This is a genomic window from Duganella flavida, from assembly GCF_009857445.1.
GTDB lineage: Bacteria > Pseudomonadota > Gammaproteobacteria > Burkholderiales > Burkholderiaceae_D > Rugamonas > Rugamonas flavida.
Window position 1 is genome coordinate 277,349 of the sequence record NZ_WWCN01000006.1, and the last position, 24,017, is coordinate 301,365.

General features: G+C 62.8%; 21 protein-coding genes. 5 read left to right on the plus strand and 16 right to left on the minus strand.

The window, feature by feature from the left end:
- The first annotated feature begins 97 nt into the window (after window positions 1-97).
- Complete coding sequence (locus GTP46_RS11925; protein ID WP_161006838.1) at window positions 98-955, plus strand: symmetrical bis(5'-nucleosyl)-tetraphosphatase; 858 nt, start codon at window positions 98-100, stop codon at window positions 953-955.
- Here the strand turns inward: GTP46_RS11925 and GTP46_RS11930 are convergent.
- From GTP46_RS11930 to GTP46_RS11955, 6 genes are read right to left on the minus strand one after another with little or no spacing between them, the layout of a single operon-like run.
- The gene (locus tag GTP46_RS11930) at window positions 952-1,692 is read right to left on the minus strand and encodes a lysophospholipid acyltransferase family protein (RefSeq protein WP_161006839.1); all 741 of its coding nucleotides are present in this window, start codon (window positions 1,690-1,692) and stop codon (window positions 952-954) included. The two genes, GTP46_RS11925 and GTP46_RS11930, sit on opposite strands and share 4 nt — an antisense overlap.
- Before the next feature lie 9 nt (window positions 1,693-1,701).
- Window positions 1,702-3,018, minus strand: coding sequence for a dihydroorotase (locus tag GTP46_RS11935; RefSeq protein WP_161006840.1), 1,317 nt, complete (start codon window positions 3,016-3,018; stop codon window positions 1,702-1,704).
- On the minus strand, window positions 3,015-3,980 hold the full coding sequence (locus tag GTP46_RS11940; RefSeq protein WP_161006841.1) for an aspartate carbamoyltransferase catalytic subunit: 966 nt from the start codon (window positions 3,978-3,980) through the stop codon (window positions 3,015-3,017). The genes GTP46_RS11935 and GTP46_RS11940 overlap by 4 nt, the downstream gene beginning before the upstream one ends.
- Window positions 3,981-3,984: 4 nt before the next feature.
- Window positions 3,985-4,494: a bifunctional pyr operon transcriptional regulator/uracil phosphoribosyltransferase PyrR gene (gene pyrR / locus GTP46_RS11945; protein WP_161006842.1), complete on the minus strand. Its 510-nt coding sequence runs from the start codon at window positions 4,492-4,494 to the stop codon at window positions 3,985-3,987.
- A gap of 2 nt (window positions 4,495-4,496) precedes the next feature.
- Window positions 4,497-4,886 carry a Holliday junction resolvase RuvX gene (gene ruvX, locus GTP46_RS11950; RefSeq protein ID WP_202414237.1) on the minus strand — a complete coding sequence of 130 codons (390 nt, stop codon included), beginning with the start codon at window positions 4,884-4,886 and terminating at the stop codon, window positions 4,497-4,499.
- Window positions 4,887-5,540, minus strand: a complete 654-nt coding sequence (locus GTP46_RS11955; protein ID WP_371869638.1) for a YqgE/AlgH family protein — start codon at window positions 5,538-5,540, stop codon at window positions 4,887-4,889.
- A 152-nt stretch (window positions 5,541-5,692) separates the two neighbouring features.
- Between GTP46_RS11955 and GTP46_RS11960 the strand changes: the two genes are divergently transcribed.
- Window positions 5,693-7,132, plus strand: coding sequence for a cryptochrome/photolyase family protein (locus GTP46_RS11960; RefSeq protein ID WP_161006843.1), 1,440 nt, complete (start codon window positions 5,693-5,695; stop codon window positions 7,130-7,132).
- Here the strand turns inward: GTP46_RS11960 and GTP46_RS11965 are convergent.
- The 6 genes from GTP46_RS11965 to GTP46_RS11990 are packed head-to-tail and all read right to left on the minus strand — an operon-like array spanning window position 7,113 to window position 16,514.
- Window positions 7,113-12,686: a hybrid sensor histidine kinase/response regulator gene (locus GTP46_RS11965; RefSeq protein WP_161006844.1), complete on the minus strand. Its 5,574-nt coding sequence runs from the start codon at window positions 12,684-12,686 to the stop codon at window positions 7,113-7,115. The genes GTP46_RS11960 and GTP46_RS11965 overlap by 20 nt on opposite strands.
- 9 nt (window positions 12,687-12,695) lie before the next feature.
- Complete coding sequence (locus GTP46_RS11970; protein WP_161006845.1) at window positions 12,696-15,011, minus strand: methyl-accepting chemotaxis protein; 2,316 nt, start codon at window positions 15,009-15,011, stop codon at window positions 12,696-12,698.
- Between the two features lie 35 nt (window positions 15,012-15,046).
- A complete protein-coding gene (locus GTP46_RS11975; protein WP_161006846.1) occupies window positions 15,047-15,553 on the minus strand; it encodes a chemotaxis protein CheW in 507 nt (168 codons plus the stop codon).
- A 2-nt stretch (window positions 15,554-15,555) separates the two neighbouring features.
- On the minus strand, window positions 15,556-15,921 hold the full coding sequence (locus tag GTP46_RS11980; protein WP_092275802.1) for a response regulator transcription factor: 366 nt from the start codon (window positions 15,919-15,921) through the stop codon (window positions 15,556-15,558).
- Between the two features lie 18 nt (window positions 15,922-15,939).
- The gene (locus tag GTP46_RS11985) at window positions 15,940-16,335 is read right to left on the minus strand and encodes a response regulator (RefSeq protein ID WP_161006847.1); all 396 of its coding nucleotides are present in this window, start codon (window positions 16,333-16,335) and stop codon (window positions 15,940-15,942) included.
- Window positions 16,336-16,361: 26 nt separating this feature from the next.
- Window positions 16,362-16,514, minus strand: a complete 153-nt coding sequence (locus GTP46_RS11990) for a rubredoxin (RefSeq protein WP_092275808.1) — start codon at window positions 16,512-16,514, stop codon at window positions 16,362-16,364.
- 95 nt (window positions 16,515-16,609) lie between these two features.
- Here GTP46_RS11990 and thiD point away from each other — a divergent pair, with 95 nt between their 5' ends.
- Both thiD and hemL read left to right on the plus strand, forming a co-directional pair.
- A complete protein-coding gene (gene thiD / locus GTP46_RS11995; protein ID WP_161006848.1) occupies window positions 16,610-17,476 on the plus strand; it encodes a bifunctional hydroxymethylpyrimidine kinase/phosphomethylpyrimidine kinase in 867 nt (288 codons plus the stop codon).
- A complete protein-coding gene (gene hemL, locus GTP46_RS12000; RefSeq protein WP_161006849.1) occupies window positions 17,473-18,759 on the plus strand; it encodes a glutamate-1-semialdehyde 2,1-aminomutase in 1,287 nt (428 codons plus the stop codon). The genes thiD and hemL overlap by 4 nt, the downstream gene beginning before the upstream one ends.
- On the opposite strand, the gene GTP46_RS12005 is transcribed toward hemL, so the two are convergent.
- Together GTP46_RS12005 and GTP46_RS12010 are read right to left on the minus strand one after the other, a co-directional pair.
- The gene (locus tag GTP46_RS12005; protein WP_161006850.1) at window positions 18,756-20,078 is read right to left on the minus strand and encodes an ABC transporter ATP-binding protein; all 1,323 of its coding nucleotides are present in this window, start codon (window positions 20,076-20,078) and stop codon (window positions 18,756-18,758) included. The two genes, hemL and GTP46_RS12005, sit on opposite strands and share 4 nt — an antisense overlap.
- 10 nt (window positions 20,079-20,088) lie before the next feature.
- Window positions 20,089-21,819, minus strand: coding sequence for an ABC transporter permease (locus tag GTP46_RS12010; protein WP_161006851.1), 1,731 nt, complete (start codon window positions 21,817-21,819; stop codon window positions 20,089-20,091).
- Window positions 21,820-21,958: 139 nt separating this feature from the next.
- On the opposite strand from GTP46_RS12010, the gene GTP46_RS12015 reads away from it, so the two are divergent.
- Window positions 21,959-22,462: a hypothetical protein gene (locus tag GTP46_RS12015; RefSeq protein WP_161006852.1), complete on the plus strand. Its 504-nt coding sequence runs from the start codon at window positions 21,959-21,961 to the stop codon at window positions 22,460-22,462.
- Here the strand turns inward: GTP46_RS12015 and GTP46_RS12020 are convergent.
- Entirely contained in the window at window positions 22,417-23,307 is an 891-nt protein-coding gene (locus GTP46_RS12020; protein ID WP_161006853.1) for a hypothetical protein, read from the minus strand. The genes GTP46_RS12015 and GTP46_RS12020 overlap by 46 nt on opposite strands.
- Before the next feature lie 5 nt (window positions 23,308-23,312).
- Window positions 23,313-24,002 carry a YajG family lipoprotein gene (locus tag GTP46_RS12025; protein ID WP_202414239.1) on the minus strand — a complete coding sequence of 230 codons (690 nt, stop codon included), beginning with the start codon at window positions 24,000-24,002 and terminating at the stop codon, window positions 23,313-23,315.
- Window positions 24,003-24,017: the final 15 nt, after the last annotated feature.

Genomic DNA, 24,017 nt, shown 5'->3' on the forward strand with positions numbered 1-24,017 from the left:
AATTAGTCGTATGCATGATTTTATGTGATGTGCCCCGTAACGGGGCAAAAATTCAGGGTAATTCAGCCCCTAAAGCAACGAACAAGTGAGTATCCATATGAAAACCTATGTAATCGGGGATTTGCAGGGCTGCCATGAGCAGACGCTGGCCATCCTCGACCGCATACGTGCGCACGCGGCGGCGGATGGCGTGGCCGAGCCTGCCATCTTGTTTGCAGGCGACCTGATCAACCGTGGCCCGGATTCACTGGCCACGCTGCGCCACGTGCGCAAGCTGGCGATGGCCAGCGGCGGGCTGATCGACAGCGTGCTGGGCAATCATGACTTGCATTTGCTGGCGGTGGCGTATGGCATCCGGCCAGAGCACAAGTCCGACACGCTGGCCGAGATCCTGCATGCGCCGGACCGCGCGGAGCTGATCGACTGGATACGGCACCGGCCGCTGGCGATTCATGTGCAAGGCCACGTGCTGGTGCATGCGGGCCTGCTGCCGCAATGGACTCCATCACAAGCGATGTCGCTGGCAGGCGAGGTGCAGGACATGCTGCGCAGCGACGGCATCGCCGAGTTTTTGGCTGAAATGTATGGCAACCATCCGGACCAGTGGTCGGATCAACTGGAAGGTGCGGAGCGGCTGCGCTGCATCATCAACGCCATGACGCGGCTGCGCTTCTGCAGCGCTGATGGCGTGATGGATTTCAAAATGAAGGAAAGCGGGACGGCAGATCCGGCCAGCGGCTTGATGCCATGGTTTGAGGTGCCGGGCCGGCGCAGCGCCAAAGAGACAGTGGTGTTTGGCCACTGGTCGGCCCTGGGCTTGACCCTGAAGCCAAATTTGATCGGCCTGGACAGCGGCTGCGTGTGGGGCGGCCAGCTATCCGCCGTGTGCCTGGAAGACCGCAGCCTGCTACAAGTGCAGTGTCCGCAGTTCCAGGCGCCCGGCAAGAAAGCTTAAACCGTCACACCCAATGCGGCGGCGACGACTTTGTGCGACGCTTCCGCCAGGTCGCGGCGATGCGCCCCAATGGTGTCCATCGGCGGCAGAATCATCAGCTTGGCTTTGACCGGCGGGCCGTTCAGGATCAGGATGATGCTTTCAGCGAAACTGGTCTCGCCGATGAAGTCCACTGACGGATGCGATGCGCCTGACGCATCTTCATAGGTCAGCGCATAAGGCTGCACTGGCACCTTGGCGTCAATCGCCGCTTCAAACAGATTCGCGTGGAACGGCAGCAAGCTACCCTGCGGCGCCGTGGTCCCCTCCGGAAAGAAGGCCACGCGCTCCCCCTTCTCCAGGCTGGTCACCAGCCCTTTGAAAATATGGCGCAGATCGCGCCGGTTGCCGCGTGCAATGAACACGGTACCGGCCTTCTCCGCCAGCCAGCCAGCCAGCGGCCAGGAACGGATCTCGGCCTTGGCCACGAAATGGCTAGGATGCAGGCTGTGCACCACGAAGATGTCCAGCCACGACACGTGGTTAGCCACCACCGCGCAATGTTCCAGCACAGGCGCGCTGCCGGCCGCCTGCTCCACTGTTACATTGCAGATGCGCAGCAGCCTGGTAGACCAGCGGCGGATATGGCCGTTACGCTTCTCCAGCCCGATCCACGGAAACACCACGGCACAAATCGCCATGCCCTTGAACACATGCAGCATCACCCGCGCGAGGCGGAATATCGTCGACAGTTTCATGCAAGCGTATCAGCGTTGGTAAGCGACGTGGCCAGCCACGATGGTGGTTTGTACTTGACCAGCGAGGTTGTAGCCGATGAATGGCGTGTGCTTGCCCTGGCTGGCCAGCGCCGACGCTTCCACCGTCCAGTGCGCACCAGCGTCGAACAGCACCACGTCCGCCGTGGCGCCGACCGACAGCGTGCCAGCGTCGAGGCCAGCGACACGCGCCGCTTCCGAGGTGATGCGGGACAGCGCGCGCGACAGCGGACGCATTGCATCTTTACCTGCGCCAGTGTCTTGCATCTTGGCGTAGTCTTCCGCCCACTTCAGGGTCAGCGACAGCAGCAGCTCCAGACCGGTGGCGCCCGGCGAAGCTTCGCCGAACGGCAGCAGTTTTTCATCATCATCGACCGGCGTATGGTCCGAGCACAGCGCATCGACGGTGCCATCCAGCAGGCCGAGGCGGATCGCATCGCGGTCGCGCTGGCTGCGGAATGGCGGGTCCATGCGCGCGTTCGAATCGAAGAAGCCGATGTCGGCGTCAGTCAGGTGTACGTGGTGCACGCCAACGTCGCAGGTCAGCGGCAGGCCTTCTTCCTTGGCCTTGCGGATCAGGTCCAGGCTGGCAGCGGCCGAGATGCGGCACAGGTGCACGCGTGCGCCGGAAGCACGCATCAGTTCGAAGATGGTGTGCAGGGCGATGGTTTCCGACATGACCGGCACGCCGGACAGGCCAAGGCGCGAAGCCAGCGGGCCCGAAGCGGCCACGCCGCCACGGCCGATGTGCGCATCCTGCGGACGCAGCCACACGGTGTAGCCGAAGGTTTTGGCGTACTGCATGGCGCGCAGCAGCACGTTGGTGTCTTCGATAGGCTGCTCGGCGTGCGAGAAGCCGATGCAGCCCGATGCGGTCAGCGCCGACATCTCGGTCAGCGCGTGGCCTTTCAGGCCCACGGTCAGCGCGCCCAGCGGGTGCACGTGCGCTTGATTGAGTTTTTGCGCGCGGTGTTTCAGCATCTCCACCAGGCCCGGTTCGTCCAGCACCGGATCGGTATCCGGCGGGCACACCAGGCTGGTGACGCCGCCTTGCATCGCGGCTTGCATTTCCGATTCCAGCGTGGCCTTGTATTCAAAGCCCGGCTCGCGCAGGCGTGCCGACAAATCGACAAAGCCCGGCGCCACGATCAGGCCGATGGCGTCGATGGTTTCGTCAGCGGTGAAGCCCGCAGGCGCGGCACCGATAGCCAGCACTTTGCCGTCAGCGATGTATAGGTCGTTGAGGCCGTCGATGCCGTTGGCTGGGTCGATGACGTGGCCGTTTTTAATGTGAATATTCTTCTTCATGCTTGCGTTCCTGCCACGATACTCATCACCGCCATGCGGACTGCGATACCAAACGTCACCTGCGGCAGGATCACTGCCTGCGCGCCGTCCGCCACGGCGGAGTCGATCTCGACGCCGCGGTTCATCGGGCCCGGGTGCATCACGATGGCGTCCGGCTTGGCCAGTGCCAAACGTTCAGGCGTCAGGCCATAACTCTTGAAGTATTCGCCAGCCGACGGCAACAGCGCGCCGCTCATGCGTTCGTTCTGCAGGCGCAGCATGATGATCACGTCGACGTCCTTCAGGCCTTCATCCATATTGGTGAAGGTGCGCACGCCCATCTGCTCCAGGCCGCCAGGCAGCAGGGTGTGCGGGCCGATGGCGCGCACTTCGGGCACGCCCAGCGTGGTCAGCGCGTGAATGTCGGAACGGGCCACGCGGCTGTGCAGAATGTCACCGACAATCGCCACGCGCAGGTTGGTGAAGTACTTCTTGTAGTGGCGGATGGTGTACATGTCCAGCAGGCCCTGCGTCGGGTGCGCGTGGCGGCCATCGCCCGCGTTCACCACGTGCACGTGGTTCTGCTTGGTCTCCATCAGGTGCTTGGCGATCAAATACGGTGCGCCCGATTGCGCGTGGCGCACCACGAACATGTCGGCGTGCATCGCCGCCAGGTTGTCGATGGTGTCCAGCAGCGATTCACCTTTGCTGGTCGAGGAAGCCTGGATGTTCAGATTGATCACGTCGGCCGACAAACGCTTGGCGGCGATTTCAAACGTGGTACGGGTGCGGGTCGAGTTCTCGAAGAACAGGTTGAACACCGATTTGCCGCGCATCAGCGGCACTTTCTTCACATCGCGGTCGGAGATGCCGACGAACGACGAGGCGGTGTCCAGGATGTGATTGAGGATGCCCTTCGGCAGGCCCTCGATCGACAGCAAGTGCTGGAGTTCGCCGTGTTTATTCAGTTGCGGATTAAGCATGGTCTTATTCAATGGTTAGCGTAAATTTTCCATCATCGGCGCGTTTCAGCACCAGCGCCTGCCCTTTCGGCACAGCCACGTGGCCGGCAACGAAGTCCGCTGCCACCGGCAGCTGGCGTTCGCCACGATCCACCAGCGCGGCCAGCATGATGCGCGCCGGACGGCCGTAATCGAACAACTCATTGATGGCGGCGCGCGTGGTGCGGCCGGTGTACAGCACGTCATCCACCAGCAGAATGTTGGCGGCCGCCACCTCGAAGGTGATGTTGGTCGGCTTGACGTCGGCTGGCAGGCCTTTCTTGGCGTAGTCGTCGCGGTAGAAGGACACGTCCAACACACCGCAGCGGGCTGACAGGCCGAGGTCGGCCGCGAGGCGCTCAGCGATCCAGGCGCCACCGGAGTGGATGCCGACAATCGCGACATCCGGCACGCCGGCCAGGCCGGCTTTTACATCGGCCAGCAGCGTTGCGTACAGCGCTTCGGCATCGAGTTGGTTGGGATTCAGGGTAGACATGGTCAGAGGGAGTCGAAATATTGTTGCAGGATGATGGCGGCGGCGCGATCGTCGATGATCTCACCGCGCTTGGCCGAAATCACGGCCGAGGAATAGCGTTCGTCCACCAGCTCGATCGGCAGGCCGAAGCGGCCGGTCAACTGATTGGCGAAGCGGCGCGCGCGCGCCGTCATGTCGTGTTCATTGCCGTCAGGGTGCATGGGCAGGCCGACCACCAGTTTGGCCGGCTTCCATTCGTCCAGTAGCTTCTGGATATCGGCAAAACGGGTGGCATTGTCTTCCGCCTTGATGACCTTCAGGGGTTCCGCCTGCAGCAGCATGGTGTTCCCCATCGCCACACCGATTCTCTTCACGCCGAAATCGAAAGCAAGGATGGTGTCGATACTGCTCATTTAAGCGTGGCCCGCCTCGGAAGTCAGCATCAGCGGATCGATGCCCAACAGCCGCATGGCGGCGGTGTAGCGTTCTTCGATCGGCAGGTTGAACAGAATCTCCGGATCGGCGCCGACGGTCAGCCAGCCGTTGCGGCTGATCTCTTCTTCCAACTGGCCCGGGCTCCAGCCCGAGTAGCCGATCGACACCAGCATGCGCGGCGGACCGTCACCGGCAGCCACGGCTTCCAGTACGTCGATGGAGGTGGTGAAAGCGATGTCCTTGGTCACCGTCAGCGAGGACGAATAGCGCTGGCCAGGCGTGTGCAGCACAAAGCCGCGGTCGTCCTGAACCGGGCCGCCAAACATGATAGGCTCGTCGTCATGCCCTTCGAGGCCGTGGTCGACCTTGAGGTCGATACGCTCGAACAGGGTGTGCATGGTCATGTCGGTCGGTTTGTTAATGACCACGCCGAGCACGCCGTTTTCGTTGTGTTCACAAACATACACCACCGTGCCGCCGAAGACCGGATCTTGCATGGATGGCATTGCAATAAGGAAATGATTTGCCAGATTGAGCGTGCTGGAGGCAGCGCCAAATGGTTCGAGGGGATCTCCGGCATCTTGCATCATGCCGGGAACAGCTAGAGTTTTGCTTATTTTGCTCTTCTTCATACAAGTTGCTCTCTCTGCTGGGTGCGTGTTCTCTCTGTGCTGCTGACAATTACTGTAGTATCGCGCGGCTAGCAACTCTGTTTTACCCGTAGTTTACACTGAAACGGGGGCACAGCCACGATTGCGTCCCCCACAAGCTTGATACAAACCGAATGAAACTGACTTCTTCCCTCGTCTGGCTGCGCCGCGACCTGCGCGTTTTCGATCATGTGGCCTTGCAGCAGGCCTTACTGGCCAGTGAAAAGGTGTATTGTGTTTTTATCTACGACACAACCATCCTTGACACGCTACCGCGACGCGACCGCCGCGTTGACTTCATCCACGCCAGCATCGCCGAGGTAGCGGCGGAGCTGGAACAACTGGGCGGCCACCTGATCGTGCGGCATGGCGATCCGGTCGAACAGATCCCCGCGCTGGCGGCGGAACTGGGCGTGCAGGCCGTGTTCTGCAATCACGATTATGAACCGCAAGCGATGGCGCGCGACGCCACGGTGGACAGCGCCCTGCAAGCAGCCGGGCGCAAGTTCTACAGCTACAAGGACCAGGTGATTTTCGAGCGCAGCGAAGTGCTGTCGCAGACCGGCGGCGTGTTCTCGGTGTTCACGCCGTATAAAAACGCGTGGTTGAAAAAGCTGGCGGCCGACCTGTCGGTGCTGGCGCCGTACAACATCGAGCCCCATGCGGCGCGTCTGGCGCCACCGCCCTCGCCCGCTCCGGCGCTGCCGACGCTGGCCGATCTGGGCTTCGAGCCTAGCAACCTGGCCGAGCTGAAAATCCCGACCGGCATGTCCGGCGCGGCACAATTGTTCGAAGACTTTTTAACGCGCATCTCCGATTACAACGTGGCACGCGATTTCCCTTCGGTGAAGGGACCGTCGTATTTGTCGATCCACTTCCGCTTTGGCACGCTGTCGGTGCGCCACATGGTGCGCACAGTGCTGGATTTGCAGGAGCGCGGCGTTGGTGGCGAAGGCGCTGCCGTGTGGCTGTCGGAACTGATCTGGCGCGAGTTCTACGCCATGATCCTCTACCACCATCCGCACGTGGTGGGCGCTTCCTTCAAGCCGGCCTACGATGCCATCGAATGGGAAACCGGGCCGGAGGCCGACGAAGCCTTTGCCGCATGGTGCGAAGGCCGCACCGGCTATCCACTGGTGGATGCGGCCATGCTGCAATTGAACCAGACCGGCTATATGCATAACCGCCTGCGCATGGTGACAGCGTGCTTCCTGATCAAAGACCTCGGCATCGACTGGCGTCGCGGCGAGGCATATTTCGCGCTGCATTTGAATGACTTTGACCTCGCCTCCAACAACGGCGGCTGGCAGTGGGCTTCGTCCTCCGGTTGCGATGCGCAGCCCTACTTCCGTATCTTCAACCCGGTGACACAATCGGAGAAGTTTGACGGCGAAGGGAAATTCATCCGTCGCTACCTGCCGCAGTTGAAGGAGCTAAGCAAGAAGGAGATCCACGCGCCGTGGCTGGCGCCACGCATGCTGGCGCCAGACTATTGGCCGCCTGTCGTGATGCACGACGAAGCGCGCAAGCTCACGCTTGAGCGCTACGAGGTGGTCAAGAAACCTGCTGCTTAAGGAAGCCAATGATCGCCTCCAGCAGCACGTCTTCCTGGAACGGTTTGCCGAAGTAGGCGTTCACGCCCAGCTCCAGTGCGACGTTGCGGTGTTTATCCGCGCTGCGTGAGGTGATCATGATGATCGGGATCTCGCGCGTACGCTCGTCACCGCGTACGTTTCGGGTGAGGTCGAAGCCGTCCATGCGCGGCATCTCGATATCGACCAGCATCAAGGCTGGCCGCATTTCCTGCAACTGTTCCAGCGCGTCCACGCCATCCTTGGCCAGCAGCACGCGGTAGCCTTCACGTTCCAGCAGGCGCTGGGTCACGCGGCGCACGGTCAGCGAATCGTCCACCACCATGATGGTGCGGCCTTGCTGCGCCGGCGCGGCAGGACTGTCGGCAGCCGCCTGCGCGTACTGCGCCTTCACTTCCGGGTGATGTGCCAAGTGCTGCGACAGCGCCACCGGATTCAAAATCAGCACGATATCGCCAGTGCCCAGCACCGTGGCGCCGGCAATGCCCACCATCCGCGACAGCTGTGGGCCGATGTTCTTGATCACCACCTCGCGGTTGCCCAGCACTTCGTCCACCTGCAAAGCCAGTTTGTCATTGCCGTTCTTGAGCATCATCACCGGCGATGAGCGCTGCACCGGCGGCTGCGCCGGATCGCCCAGCAAGGTAGGCAGGTACTGCATGCCATTGCTGCGCGCTTCGGCCAGCGCATGCTCTTTCATTTGCAGCACTTGCTCGACCAGGATGGCCGGCAGCGCGTAGGTCTTGCCACCAGCAGCCAGCACCACTACCTGCGTGACGGCCAGCGTCAATGGCAGTCGGATGGTGAAGCGCGTGCCTTGACCGGGCACCGAATGCAGGTCCACGCGACCGCCCAGTGCTTGCGCTTCCGACTGCACCACGTCCATGCCGACGCCGCGTCCAGACAGCTCGGTCAGCGCTTCGGCGGTGGAGAAGCCGGGTTCGAAAATCAGGTCGGCGATTTGGGCGTCGGTGGCTGGTTCGTCCTGGTCCAGCAGGCCGACGCTGATGGCTTTGGCCTTGATGCGCTCCAGATCGAGGCCGCCGCCGTCGTCGCTGAAGGCAATGACGACTTCATTGCCTTCTTGCGCCACCTGCACCAGAAGTTCGCCGGTTTCGTTTTTACCGGCGGCGCTGCGAACGTCGCGTGCTTCCACGCCGTGGGCGATGGCGTTGCGCAGCAGGTGCTCGAATGGCGCGGCCATGCGTTCCAACACGCTGCGGTCCACTTCCACGTTGCTGCCACGGATATCGAGGTTGACGCGCTTGTCGACGTCCTTGGCGCTTTGGCGGGCGACGCGGAAGAGGCGTTCGGAGATGCTGGCAAACGGCACCATGCGCACGCGCATCAGGTCACGCTGCAGGTCGCGCGTCAGGCGCGCTTGCTGCGTCAGGTCGCCGTGGGCGTTGTCAACGCTGCGGGTCAGGCTTTCATGGAAGCTGGCGACGTCGTTGACGCTTTCGGCCATCATGCGGGTGAGTTCTTGCAGGCGCGTGAAGCGGTCAAATTCCAGCGGATCGAATTCGCGCTCGCTGGAGACGGCCATGCGCGAGGCGATTTGCGATTCGGCTTGCATCTCGACTTCGCGCAGCTGGCGGCGCAGGCGGGCGAGATTGTCGGAGAAGTCGGCCAGCGAGTTGCGCAGGGTGCCGACTTCATTTTCAAGCTTGGAGCGCGAAATCGAGACTTCACCGGCTTGCGTGACCAGGCGATCAAGGATGTCGGCGCGCACGCGGACCAGCGGGGCTTTGACGCCGGCTTGCGCGTCGTCGCCGGTGGTCGGATGCGCGGCCACCGGCGCGGCTGCGGCAGGCATCGCGTCAGCCGTTGCGCCAGCGCCGCTGCCTTGCGTCAGTGGCGCGGCTTCGTTGCTGCCATCAGTCGGCGTGGTGATGCTACCGGCCGGGCCGGTAACGGCTGCGGCTTGCAGTGCGTTCGGGTTCTGCAGCTGTTCGAACAGGAGCAGCGCATGGTCGTAGTGTGCCAGTAGTTCATCGAAAGCGTGCGGCGTGGCGGAGCCGGCGTGCACCATATTTTCGATGTGGGTTTCGATTTCGTGGCAGTGCTGGCCGAGGCGCATTGCGCCGGCCATGCGCGCGCTGCCCTTCACGGTGTGCAGGAGGCGCAGCAGGCTTTGGGCGTGCGTGGTGTCGGTTGGCGTGTGCTGCCAGGCGCGCAATGCCTCGCCCACTTGCGGCAACAGATCGGCGCCTTCTTCGAGGAAGACCGGCAGCAGGTCGGCGTCCAGTTCATCGTGGAAGATGGCGGGAGCGGCGGCCAGGATTTCCGGTTCGGCCGGCGCCAACGCGATAATTTCGGCGTCCGGTTCCAACAGCGGTTCAGCAGCGATAGGCGGCAGCTCTTCGGTGACAGGCGCGGGCTCCGGTGCGGGCGCGGGGGCGAGCGGTTCGGCGATTTTTAGTGGCGGCTCGGCGAAGGCGTCGTCGAAGGCGGCGTTGAATAGATCGTCGATGCCGTCGTCGACATGCACTTCCGGCTTTTTCTTCAACGCCGGCGCGCTCGGCGCGTCGGACTCCGGCACGGTGCCGCTGATGGCGTTGTAGGTTTCGCGGAACAGCTGGTCCAGTGGCGATTCCTGCGATTCTTGCACCGGCTGCGGCGTATGCAGTTCGTCCATCGTTTCGGCGACCAGGTCATCGAGACGCGACTCGATCTCGTTGCTGGCTGCCGGTGGCGTCACCATCAGCTCATCGCGCAGGCCATGCAGTGCGCCGATCAACTCCGGCTGCGCTGGCGACAGTTCGCCAGCAGCAAAGCCCTGCAGCATCTGGCGGATGCGCTGGACGGTGAAGTCCAGCAGGTCATGCTGCGCCTGATCCAGATGCGGTGCGGGCGGCAGCAGCACTTCCAGCGTGCTTTCCAGCGCCAGCGCCAGTTCGCGCAGGGATTTGAAGCCGACCGTGCCCGAGGTGCCGGCCAGCGTGTGCGACGCCGCCAGCGCTTCCGGATTCACAGGACGGCGCGGCTCGTGGCGCCATTCGCCAAAGTCGGTTTCCAGCTTGCGTACCAGATCGTCGGATTCGTGCAGGTAGATGTTGTACAGCGGCAGGGGGATTTCCATGCCGCCGATCAGTTTCACGTTGTCGTCGCGCGGGACGGATGGCGCGATGGTCGGGAATTCGATCACATTTCCCTGGGCGACGAGCGGCGGTGAGGCCGGTGCGTCCGCAGGCGGCTCATCTGCGGCGAGCGAAGCGGGCTCGATGTCGACGACGTCGAGCGGTGGCTCGTCAGCTGCGGGCGGCGCAGGCTCGGTGGCGGTGGGAGCGGTGGCGGATGGGGCGAGGTCTGGTTCGCTGCCGTCTTGCACGCGCGCGGCGGCGGCGATCAGGGCGTCGGCATTGCGGGCCGAGACACCGTTGGCGACCAGCTCCGCTACCCAGGCGCTCATTTCTTGCGAAGCGCCGTTCAGCAGCTCATACAGCGCATCCGTGGCCGGGCGCGCATCGGCCAACCACACGTTCATCACCTTCTCGATCGCATAAGCAGCGTCGGCAAACTGGTTCAGGCCCACCATGCGCCCACTGCCCTTCAGCGTGTGGAAGGAACGGCGCAGTATGGTCAGATGCTCCTCCGTGCGCGCCAGCGGCAAGGTCTCGCCAACGAACACCAGCACTTCCTGCGCCTCGGAGATGAAGATCTCCAGCAGTTCCGCCTCCACCGCTGCATCGCTGGATGCAGGCGGCGGCGCTTCCACCGGCATCGCCACCGGCGCGGGCGCAGGCACCTGCTCTTCCAGCACCGGTATCGAATCCGACGCCGCCATCTTCTTGAACGGCACCGAACGGAAGGTGCCATGCGCTGCATCGAACGCAAAGCGCTCACGCGCACCGGCTGCATTCTGCGCCAGCATATCGACAAAGAATCCCAGCGCGCCGACGTTCTGCGCGATGTCATCCAACACCTTCGGCTCGTGCGATGGATCGCCGTCGCCATGCGCCAAGGCCTGCACCGACGACTTTACATGCTGCGCGGCGCGCATCGCGTCGTCCTGGTCCAGCACCGCCAGCGCGCCTTGCAGCTGGTGCAGCACCGGATCCAGCTCCAGCAAGGCCGGACGCTTGGACGGATCGGCGTAGTAATCGTCCAGCACCTTCTCCACCTGGCGCAGGCCGGTTTTCATTTCCATCGCCAGCGCAACGACGGTGTCGTCCTGCTGCATCTGGCGCGCCAGGCCTTTTTGCCATTGCGCCGGTTCGGGCGGCGTTGCGCCGGACACCAGCGCCAGCAAGCGTGCGCCGATGGTGTCGGCATGGGCAGCGAAATCGCCGGGCAGGTGGCGGATATGCTGCAGGCCGTGTTCTGCGAACAGCAAGGCGGTGGCCATTTCCAGCGCCAGTTCTTCGCTGCGGCCCGCCGATACGGCTTTGCGCGCGACATCTGCCAGCTGACGCAGCAAGGTGCCCAGTGCTGGCAAATTCAGTTTGTCAGTGTCGCCAGCCACGTCGTGCAACGCGGAGTCGAAAGCGGCGTCCAAATCGGGATCGATTTCGGCGTTGGCGAGGCGGTCCCAATTGGCTTTAGCCTGCACGATGCCGGTTTTGGCGCGTTCCAGCGCTTCGGCGTCAATTTGGCCATAACGGCGCGTTGCGTAATCGCTTGGCGCCAGGCCGTCCAGCGCGTAGGCCTTGCGCACTTGCTGCACTGTTGGCGATGCGGATTCCGCGCCGGCGGTGGCGATGAAGAACAGCGCGTCGCGCAGCATGGCTTCCGGCTGCGCGGCCTCGCCCTGGCTCAGGCGGCGGATTTGCAGGTTGATGAGGCCAAACAGCTGCTTGACATACAGGCCGCCGGGCTGCTGGCCATCGGCCACCAGTTCGGCGAAGGACTGCATGGCGAGCCAGAAGGCGCGAGCCTGGCCATCCTGCTGCGCGTCGGCCACCAGCTTGATGGCCTCCAGCAGTGCGTCCGCATCGCCAGCGCCTTTCAGGTACGGCAGCAGCGCGCGCTCGAAGCGTTGGCGGAAGGCCGCGTAGTCCGGCGCGGCGGGCGTGGCATCGGCGGCATCGTCAGCATCAGCGACAGCAGCCAGCGGCAAGGCGACTGGCTGCGACAAATCGGGATAGAACAAATCCGCCGGGTGGATGCGCTCCACGCCCATCATCTCCTGCACCGCGCGGTAGTACGGGAACAGCTTTGCCGGCTGCGACGACGCACCTTCCAGCAGCTCTTCCAGATACTCCACCAGCGCCTGATACAGCTGCGCCACCGTCTCCGCATGATCAGTGCTGCACTTCAGCGTGCCCGCCTTGAAGCGGTCCAGCGCCGCCTCGGCCACCTCGGTCATCAGGCTCACGCCCTCCACGTCCACCATCTGCAGCGCGCCGTGCGCCTGGTGCAAATGCGACTTCGCATGCTGCAGCTGCGTGGCCTGATCTTCCGGCGCCCGTCCGCCCGCCTCGAACAGCGCAGTGCGCGAACGTGCCAGCGACTCGCGAATTTCCACCATCACCCACGACAAGGGGCCGGTGTCCAATGGCGGTTGCTGAGGAGTCGAAAAATCAGTTGTGGTCATGCTCGGCCTTTAAGCGATGCGGAATCGCGCCACGGAGTTCTTCAACTCCTGCGCCAGCACCGATAACTTGTGAATCGATTGTGCGGTTTGCTGGGTGCCGTCCTGCGCCTGCTCGGTCACCGCAAGAATATGCTGGATGTTGTGCGCCACGCCGGACGCCGACGTCGCCTGCTGCCCGGTCGCCAGCGAGATCCCGGAAATCAGCTCGGCCAAACGGTTGGACACCTGCGAAATATCATGCAGCGCCGCCCCCGCCGCGTCGGACAGGCGCGCACCTTCCACCACGCCCTGCGTCGATTTTTCCATCGCCGCCACCGCGTCGTGCGTATCGGTCTGAATCGTGCGCACCAGCGCGCCAATCTGCTTGGCCGCTTCGGCCGAACGCTCTGCCAGCCGTTGCACCTCTTCCGCCACCACCGAGAAGCCGCGCCCCGCCTCGCCGGCCGATGCAGCCTGGATCGCCGCGTTCAGCGCCAGCACGTTGGTCTGTTCCGTAATGTCCGAAATCAGCTCGGTGATCTCGCCAATCTCCTGCGACGATTCGCCCAACCGCTTGATGCGCTTGGAGGTATCCTGAATCTGCTCGCGAATCTCGTGCATGCCCTTGATGGCGTTTTCCACCGCCGTCGAACCTTGGCGCGCCGCCGCCACCGACTGCCGCGCCACATCGGCCGACTCGCTGGCCGAACGCGATACGTCGGTAATCTCGTTGGCCATCTTGACGACGGTGGACGACGCATCCTGGATCTCGCGCGACTGCTGCTGCGACGCCGCCAGCAAATCGCTGGAAATGCTTTGCGCATGGGTGGACGCCTTGGTCACCTGCTCTGCGGTTGCCGTCACCCGTCCCACCAGACCGCGCAACTCTTCTACCGTGTAGTTGACCGAATCCGCAATCGCGCCGGTGATGTCTTCGGACACCGTGGCCTGCACCGTCAAGTCGCCGTCCGCCACTTCCTGCAACTCGTTCATCAGGCGCAGAATCGCCGCCTGATTCTGATCGTTCATCGACTTGGCTTCTTCTTCCTTGGTCTGCGCCTGCTGGCGCATGGCGTCCGCCTCTTGACGGCGGCGTTCCGCGCCGCGCGTGCGGTTGTTCGAATCCATCAGCAGTACACGGCCGATGGCGGCCGCCGACACCAGCGTCAGCATGCCGCCCGCCACCATCAACCAGAAGGTGATATCGAGCGAATCCTGATTCTCGCGATAGACCTGCTGCAGCAGGCCCAAACGCTGGCGCAGCGCCTCGTTGTCATTGAAGATCAGCTGTTCGGCCGCTTTGGCCGCGTTGAATTTGTCGAGCTTCTCCAGCACCACCGCTACCAGCTTCTGATACACCTCGAAAGAGCTTTGCAGTTCAGTGAACTTCACCCGCAGGTCCGGCTCGCGCACTGCGCCCAGGCCTTGCTGCGGGCTGCCATTAAGGAAGCCGTCGATGGTGTTGCGGAATACCGTGGTGTCGCGCCCCAGCTGGAACGCCGTCTCCGCGCTGATGCCGCCGGCGGTGAGGAATTCACCGGCGCTGCGGTTCATGCGCTGCGTCAGCATGGTCAGTTTGCCCAGTGCCGCGATCTCGCGTGCCGAGGCGCCGCGCTGCACTTTGAGGTTGATGATGTCCTCGGTGCGCAGCAGCAGGTCAGGCGACATCTCGTTCAGTTTTTGCAGCGTCTTGTCCATGCCGCTCAGGTCCGACTTGAGCGTGAGAATGGTACCGGCTGCGAGATCGGTTGCGGTCCACTGCTTGCGCGCGGCCGCCACCACAATGGCTATGTTCGAGCGCGGCTCGCCGATCGAGCGGCCCTGATACTGGCCGCCGCTGGTCATCAGCTTGATGTCGTTAGTGAGTTCTTTACGGCTTTCCTCCAGTTGGCGAAAGCCCTCGGCGCTGCCTTGCACCGCATTCGGTGCGGCCTTGCCGATGCGCTGCGAGTGCATCAGCGCATCGCTGGCAACCTGGGTTTGCGCCGAACGGTTGGCGCCCTGCATGGTGTTCAGCGCAACGAACACCGCGCTCAGACCCAGGGAGACCGCCAACGCGGTGGACAGCACGCTCAATTGGCGCTGCGCCGGCAGGTGGCCGATCAATGGCAGTTTGAAACCGGGGCCGGTATCGACTGGCTCGGAAGTGCTGCGGCGGCGGCCCAGCGCATCGCGCAGGCGCAGCGGGGCGTCGCTTTCATCCGCTTCTGCCGGCGGCGCAGGCGGCATAGCACCGGTGGCGGCTGTGGCAGTATGCAGGAACTGCGAGTCGCCAAACTCTGAATTTGCTGCTGCATCTGGTGCGGCACTCCGGCTGCCGCGCGAGAAAATACTCTTAAAAGCCATACACCCTCTCCGGATTAGTGTTTGCCTGCTATGCGCTATACGAGTCCTACCTGCACGAAACGCGGTTCCTGCACCAGCTGCGCCAGATCGATGCGCAGCCATTGTTGTCCTTCGCTGTCGCGGAATTCATCGTCCGCCACCGCTTCCATCTCGGCCAGCTTGCGCAGGCCAAGTACACGCTCGACCAGCAGCGCGCAGTTGAATCCCAGTCCCGGCGCAAACGTAATCAGGCGGCGCTCGGCGGGCGCCGCATCGCCTGCGCTGCGCTGCTGGTAACGCGCCAAATCAATCACGCCGGTCAAATGGCCGCGGATATTGGCCAACCCCAGATACCAGTCCTGCGTCAGCGGCACCGGCGTGGTCGCCTGCAGCGGCACGATCTCGCTGATCTGGGTCAGGTCCAGCAGGCATAAACGCCCACCGATCATCACGCCCAGTTCACGCCCGCCCTCTGCCGCGCCAGTCTTGGCGGCCTGCATGCGCTCCAAAAGCTGCACCTGGTATTGGCGCAGGCGGCTGCGGCGTTCCGGGACGGTCGCCATGGTTAGCCGAGGGCCGCGATCTTGGCCAGCAGTTCGGCCGGATCGACCGGCTTGACCAGGTAATCCTTGGCGCCCTGGCGCAGCGCCCAGATGCGGTCCGTTTCCTGGCTCTTGCTGGAGCAGATGATGATCGGCACATCCTTCAGTTCTGGATCGCGGGCGATCGAGCGTGTAACCTGGAAGCCGTTCGCACCGGGCATCACCACGTCCATCAGGATCAGTTCCGGCTTTTCGGCCTTAAGCTTTTCCAGCGCTTCCTCGCCGCTGACCGCGACCGACACAGTGTAGCCGCTGCGGGTCAGGATGTCGCTCAGGTAGTAGCGCTCCGTGGCCGAATCATCGACGATGAGAATTCTTTGTATGGCCATATATCCCCCTGCGGCTTTCTATTCTGGTGTAGCGACAGCGCCGCCGGTGTGCTCGCGCACCGCCGTCAGCAGGCTGTCCTTGGTAAATGGTTTGGTCAGGTAGGCGACTGCGCCCACCATGCTGCCACGCGCACGGTCGAACAAGCCATCCTTGGAGGACAGCATCAACACTGGCGTGGCATGGAATTTTGCACTCTTTTTAATCAGGGCGCAGGTTTGGTAGCCATCGAGACGCGGCATCAGAATGTCGCAGAAGATCAGCGCCGGATGATGGTCGTTGATCTTGGCGAGGGCGTCGAAGCCGTCTTCAGCCAGCACCACCTGGTAGCCGGCCTGGGTCAAAAAGATCTCGGCCGAGCGACGAATGGTGCTGCTGTCGTCGATCACCATGATTTTCAGAGCAGTTGTCGTCATAGTCGCAAGGCCGGTGGGCGCCTCAATTAGATGGCTACCATCTCAAAATCGTCCTTGCGGGCGCCGCATTCAGGGCAGCTCCAGTTCATCGGGACGTCGGCCCAGCGGGTGCCCGGAGCGATGCCTTCGTCCGGCAGGCCGGCTTCTTCATCGTAAATCCAGCCGCAGATCAGGCACATCCAGGTCTGGAACTCCTGCGTTGTTTCGTTGCTACTCACGTTTTGCCACCCTCAATCTAGTAAAATGCCGAATTAGGTATCTTAATCTACCCGCCGTGCAAAACCAAACTTCTCCTCTTATATTGAGCTTCGGCGCTGCCGATCCGGCTGGCGCCACCGGCGTCCAGGCTGACCTGGCGGCTTTTTCGGCCCTGTCCTGTACCGGCCTGGCCGTCACCACCGCGTTGCTGATCGGCGACAGTGCCCACGTCGAGGATATGCAGGACATCGATCCTGACTGGGTCGCCGACCAGGCCCGCCTGGTGCTGGAAGATATGACCATGGCCGCGTTCAAGGTCGGCGCCATCACCAATCTGGAGCAGGTGGCGGCGATTGCCGAGATCCTGTCCGATTATCCCGATGCGCCGCTGATCCTCGATCCATTCAGTTCGCGCCTGCCTGCGCTGCCCGACGACGACGCCGAAGACCTGATGACTGCCATCCGCCAGCTGCTGGTGCCGCAGGCCACACTGGTGATGTTATCGCAGGTAGAGCTGGGCCGCATGGCCGAGACGTGGCGTGAGACCGAAAACGAGAGTGACAGCAACGAAGCCGAAGCGGAAGGCGAAGGCGAAGACATGCTGCAATCGGACGTCGAGCACCTGCTGGCCTTGGGCTGCGAATTCGTACTGGTGACCGGCACCACGTCCGGCAGCCAGGGCGACGGCACGCTGGCCAACACCCTGTTCGGCGCCGATGGCGTCATCAGCCACGACGCCTGGCAGCATCTGCCCGGACCATTCATCGGCGCCGGCAACACCCTGTCGGCAGCACTGACGGCCTTCATGGCGCGCGGCGCCGAGGTGCCGGAAGCAGTAGCGGCGGCGCAGGAGTACACTGTCGGCGCGCTGGCGCATGCGCAGCGCTACGGCATGGGTAAGTTCGTGCCGAACCGATTTTTCCATTTTGAGATGCCATCATGACCACGATTTCCAAAAACGATCAGCTGTTTGAACGCGCCCAGAAAACCACACCGGGCGGCGTCAACTCGCCGGTGCGCGCCTTCCGTTCGGTGGGCGGCACGCCACGTTTCATCACCCGCGCCGAAGGCCCGTACTTCTGGGACGCGGATGGCAAGCGTTATATCGATTACATCGGTTCCTGGGGCCCGGCGATTGTCGGCCACGCGCACCCGGATGTGTTGAAAGCGGTGCAGGAAGCGGCCACGCGCGGCCTGTCGTTTGGCGCGCCGACCGAAGGCGAGATCGAAATGGCGGAAGAACTGGTGCGCCTGGTGCCGTCGCTGGAGCAAGTTCGTCTGGTATCGTCGGGCACCGAAGCCACCATGAGCGCCCTGCGTCTGGCGCGCGGCGCCACGGGCCGCGACAAGATCGTCAAGTTTGAAGGCTGCTACCACGGCCACGCCGATTCGCTGCTGGTGAAAGCGGGCAGCGGCCTGCTCACCTTCGGCAATCCAACGTCGGCCGGCGTACCAGAGGACTTCGTCAAGCACACGCTGGTGCTGGACTATAACAACGTAGCGCAGATCGAAGAGGCGTTTGCCAACTTCGGCGACGAAATCGCCTGCGTGATCGTGGAGCCGGTAGCCGGCAATATGAACCTGATCAAAGGCACCCGCGAGTTCCTGCAAGCGCTGCGCGACCTGTGCACCAAGCACGGCGCACTGCTCATCTTCGATGAGGTAATGTGCGGCTTCCGCGTGGCGCTGGGCGGCGCGCAGGAACTGTACGGCATCAAGCCAGACCTGACGGCGCTGGGTAAAGTCATTGGCGGCGGTTTGCCGGTGGCGGCCTTCGGCGGCAGCACGGCTTTGATGAGCAAGATGTCGCCAGTGGGCGCGGTGTACCAGGCCGGTACGCTGTCGGGCAACCCGGTGGCAGTGGCTGCGGGCATGACCACCTTGAAGCTGATCCAGCAGCCAGGCTTCTACGATCAGTTGAGCGCTTCGGCCAAACGCCTGGCCGATGGCCTGACGGCAGCGGCCAAGGATGCAGGCATTCCGTTCTGCGCCGATGCAGTAGGTGGCATGTTTGGCCTGTACTTCAGCGAGACGCCGCCAAACAACTACGCTGAAATGATGGCGGGGAACCGCGAGCGCTTCAACGTCTTCTTCCACCACATGCTGGATGAAGGCGTGTACTTTGCGCCGGCGGCGTTCGAGGCAGGCTTCGTCTCGGCGCAGCACACGGACGCGGTGATCGATGAAACCATCGCCGCCGCGCGCCGCGTGTTCGTCCAGCTTTAACCTTCTTCTTCCTCGTCCTCTTCGGAGCGCTGAATCACGCCGGTGTTGAAGTTGTATTCGAACAGGTCGCCGTAGCGGCCCCACTCGATGGCCACGCGCAGCGCGCGCTCGGCCTCTTCTTCGCTGAGCGTGAAGCGCAGCAGCTTGAGGAACAAGTCTTCCGGCAGATCGCCTGATTTGTCCTGTTCCAGGCCATGGCAGATGTAGGCGATCAGCGGCACGTGTTCCAGCAGCTGTTTGCCGAAGATGTCCTGGCGCTCGGCGTTATCGGCTTTCACATAACGGCCGCCCAGTTCCGTCAGCAGGATGTCGCCGTTGGTCAGGTAGGCAAAGCCCAGCAGCAGCAAGGCGTTCAGCACTTCCAGCAGCTCGGCGTCGGTCAGCTCCGTCTCTTCGGCGATCTTCGGCAAGTCGGCACGGCCGTGGAACGGTTCGTCGGCCAGCAATTCCAGAATACCTTCCATGTGCGCGATGTCCGCTTGCGGCAGGCGGTCGCCCAGTTGCAGCTTGACTTCGCGCTCGCTGATCAAGCCTCCACCGCCGCCACGACGGCCGGAGCTGGCGGTCATCAGTTCATAGACTTTGTCGATCAGCTGGCGTACTTCGGCGCTTTCCGCCTTGCGCGGCTGGTGCAGCGAAATCGGCAGCTCGGCGCGCACGCGGCCAGGGTCGCTGGCGAAAATCAGCACGCGATCAGCCATCATCACCGCTTCTTCGATATTGTGCGAGACCACCAGAATCGCTTTGGTCGGGATCTGGCCCGACTGCCACAATTCCAGGATCTCTTCGCGCAGGCGTTCGCCGGTCAGCACGTCCAGCGCGGAGAAGGCTTCGTCCATCAGCAGCACTTCCGGCTCCATCACCAGCGCGCGGGCGATGCCGACACGCTGGCGCATACCGCCGGACAGCTCGCGCGGCAGCGCGCCTTCAAAGCCGGACAGGCCGATCAAGTCGATCACTTTTTCAGCGCGACGCTCGCGTTCTTCCGGCGGCATGCCTTGCGCTTCCAGTCCCAGCTCAACGTTCTTTTGCACCGTCAGCCACGGGAATAGCGCAAACGACTGGAACACCATGCGGATCCCGCGCGCGGTGCCGTACAGCGGCATGCCGCGATACAGCACCTGGCCTTCATCGGCCTGGATCAGGCCCGCCATGATGCGCAACATGGTCGATTTGCCGGAGCCGGATTGGCCAAGCAGCGCGACGATCTCGCCTTCGCGCAGCGTGAAGTCGACGCCTTCCAGCACCGAGCGCGCGGAGCCGTCCGCGCTGCGGAAGTGTTTGCCGACGGCTTTCAGTTCAACGATAGGAGTGCTCATGATTCTGTTCCTAGAAATGCAGCCGGCTTTCGGCCATGGTGTACAAACGGCGCCAGACGAAGTGGTTAAAGCCCATCACGAAAATACACATGATGCCGATACCCAGCGCGATACGCGGGAAGTCGCCGGCGGCAGTCATCTCGCCGATGTAGCTGCCGATGCCGTGCGCCTTCAATGTGGTCGGTCCCCAGCTGACGATTTCCGCCACGATGGCGGCATTCCATGAGCCGCCCGACGCGGTGATCGCTCCCGTTACGAAGCTCGGGAAAATAGCCGGCAACAGGTAGCGGCGCCATTTCAGCCAACCGGTCAAACCGAAGTTCTTGGCCGCGTGACGCAGCTCGGTCGGGATGGTCGAGGCGCCGGCGATCACGTTAAACAACAGGTACCACTGGGTACCGAGAATCATCAACGGCGACAGCCAGATGTCCGGATTCAGGTGGTAGCGCACGATGATGATCACCGCCACCGGGAAGACGAGATTTGCCGGGAAGGCGGCCAGGAACTGCGCCACCGCCTGCGTGCGCGAAGCCCAGCGCGGGTTCATGCCGATCCAGATCCCGACCGGCACCCAGATCACAGCGGCCAGCGCCAGCAGCACCACCACACGGATCATGGTGTACACGCCCAGCACCACCACGTGCCCTACTTCGCCCCAACCGACTTCGGTGCGGATGAAGTGGACCAGGCTCCAAAGCGCGTAGAACACCACGGCGGCAATCACCGCATCCCACACGCGCTGCGGCACCAGCGATGGCTGGTCGCGACGGGCGCGGATCGAGGTGCCGTCGTGCGACAAACGGAACACGGCGATGGAGCGCGACAACTGGTGGCCGAACCACTCAACGATTTGTTGCGTGCGATCGGTGCGGCGCAGCCATGTCAGCAGCCACGAAGTCTGGGCGGTATCACTGCCGGTTTCTTCGAAGCGGAATTTATCGGCCCATGCCAGCAGTGGGCGGAAGAACAGCTGGTCGTAAGCCAGCACCGCGATCAGCATGGCGAAGATGGCCCAGCCGATGGCTTGCAGGTTACTCTGTTCAATCGCCAGCGCGATGTAGGAACCCATGCCGGGCAATTTAATCGTTTGGTTCGACACCACGATGGCTTCCGACGCCACCACGAAGAACCAGCCGCCGGACATGGACATCATCATATTCCACAGCAGGCCAGGCATCGCGAACGGCATCTCCAGGCGCCAGAAGCGCTGCCAGCCTGACAGCTGGAACACCTGCGCCGCTTCCGACAATTCAGGCGGCACCGAACGGAAACCCTGATACGCGGAAAAGGCCATATTCCATGCCTGCGAAGTGAAGATCGCAAAGATGGCGGCGCACTCCACGCCCAGCAGGTTGCCGGGGAAGAGCGCGATGAACGCGGTCACCGTAATCGACAGGAAGCCAAGGATGGGGATCGATTGCAGGATGTCGAGCATCGGCACCATCACCTTTTCGGCGACGCGGTACTTGGTGGTCAGCGCCGCGAACACACAGCTGAAAATCACCGACGCACCAAGCGCGATGAACATGCGCAGCGTGGTGCGCAGCACGTAGTACGGCAGATACCAGGGATCCAGCGTCATCGGTAGCGTCTGGCCGAGTTCATACGGGCGCGCCATTTGCTGGCTGCCATAGGCCATCAGCACGAAGATCGCGAGCACGATAGGCAGCAGCGCCCAGTCCCAGCGATTGCCGCCGGCCTCCACCACCTGGCGGGGGAAAAATTGCCGTTTCTTATTCATAGCTATTACTTTCTCTGGCGGCGCAGGAAGCGCCGCGATGAGCGAAGGGAGGGAGCGTTTCCGCTGGCCGCCATTCTAAATGATTAAGGCTACAAAATTATTACATTCATGAAAGTTAGTTATTATATAATTGCCATATATGAAACTGATCGCTGAAAAACGCTCGAAGACCGACAAGTATGACGTGCTGCGCTTTGTACGCAACAATGGCAGCTGCACGGATGCACTGATGCCGCGCCAGGGTATTTTGCCGCATGATCTCGTGCATTATGTAGTGGAGTCGGCGCTGCCGCTACGGCATGGTTTTTTGAGCCTGCTGGCGCGCGGGGCAGATGCCCGGTTCGTAATGGAGTCGGTACACGACAAGGCGAATCCGAATGTGGAGACGGAGGCGGTGCAAGCGGAAGCGATAGTGGAAGGTCTGCAGGCGCAATTGTGGTCCGGCGCCTTCGACGAAGAAGCGTTTTTAGCCGGCGCAGCAGCGGCCTGTACTGCCCGCAACAAGCCGCCCTTCGACTTCAGCCTGCTGGCCATGAATCTCAAGGAGGCGCTGTATGACCGCGCCCTCGCCTTGCACGAGCAATGGCATGCGGCGCCTTACTTCAGCACACTCTCACTGGAATTCGCCCCGCAACCAGTCTGACGGGTCGGGATGGACATGAGCCAGCCGCGCAAATTCTTGATCAGCGAGCGGCCACATTGCTCGTTGAGGACCTGAGCGCGCTCCACTACTTCCTGCTTGCCCTCGCGGTAGCGCACGGTACGGAAGCTGCTGGCCGGCGCGGCAGCGGCAGGCGCTGCTGCCGTCGCCGCCGTCAGTGCGATCTCCAGCGACTGTGCCAGCAAGGCCGCCGTTTCCTCACGCAAGCGGCGCCCCGCATGCCAGTAAGCCGACAGATTGTCGTGCTCAACACTGGCCGACACCACCCGGATTTTGCTTTGATAACCCGATTGCGGAGCGGTGCCGCGGCGATACACCGCCACCGTGTTATCCAGCACCAGCGCGCTCTGATCCTGCGTCATGGAAAACATCGGCACGCTTTCGACCAGCCAATCGCCGCTGGCGGGATCCGCAACACTCAACAGGCGCTTTTCGTGACCGGGTGCGGTCAGTTCCAGCGCCGCCTGCATGAGCTCTTTGTGGGTATAACCTGTCAGCAGATCCTGATAAGGATCGAGCACCTTGTCGGCGGCAATTTCAATCTCGCTGCGCTTTTGCTCCAGGCTGGAGCTGACCAGCACACCATGCGTGGCGACCGCCGCCAGCAACCCCACCAGGCCCGGCGCCGGATACAGCATGGTGCCAGGTCCCTGCCCTGCCTTGTCGTAATTCACCACGCCACGGAATTGCACTGCCTCCTGCGGAGGCAAGCGCAAGGCCCAGTCCAGCGGCACGGCCGCCGTACTGGCGGGCTGGTCTGCGGCCTGCACGTGCGGCAACCACCACAGCAGGCTGCCGACCAGGGCGATGCGAGCAATCAGTGCCATCTGGTTTAATTGAACGGTTGCAGCACGGCGTCATGCGCGCCTTCGATGGCCTGGAAATACGCGTTGGTCAGACCTGGAAACGATGGCGCCTCGTCCCAGTTGCCGCTGGCGCTGCGGGCGTGGTTCAGCGGCAGGTACCATTCGTAGGTATTGCTCTTCACGTTGATCAGGTAGGCAGTGCCTTGCACCAGGCCTTGCGGCGCGCTAGTCGGCACGTAGGCGGAATAGTTGCGCGACACGCCAATCTGGGCAATATCGATCACCAGCAGCTTGTCGACCTTGTATTTACTGGCCAGCGCGGAGAAGTCTTTGCGCGGCTGATTCGGCGCACTGCCACTCGCCTGCGGTATCGCGTCCATCTTGATGGCTTCTTCGATCACCGTGACGTCGTAGCCTTTCTTGCGCAGCGCATCAGCCATGTCCGCTTTCACGCGGGCCATATCGCTCGATGGCAGCGTCTGCACGTGCGTGGTCAGCGAGGAGTTGGCCATCGACGCAGCGGCCAGGCACAGCAGGCAACCGGCGCCCGGGAAGGACGTGTCCACCTTGGGCATGACGCTCATCGCCACGCCAACACGGCCGGATGGCGCCGACAGCGCCGCTGGCGACAGGGAAATCGCTTGCTGCGGAGGTGTTGCGCAACCCGACAGTAAAGCAACGCAGGACAACAGCAACACGGCAACACGATTTCTCATAATAGAACTCCGATG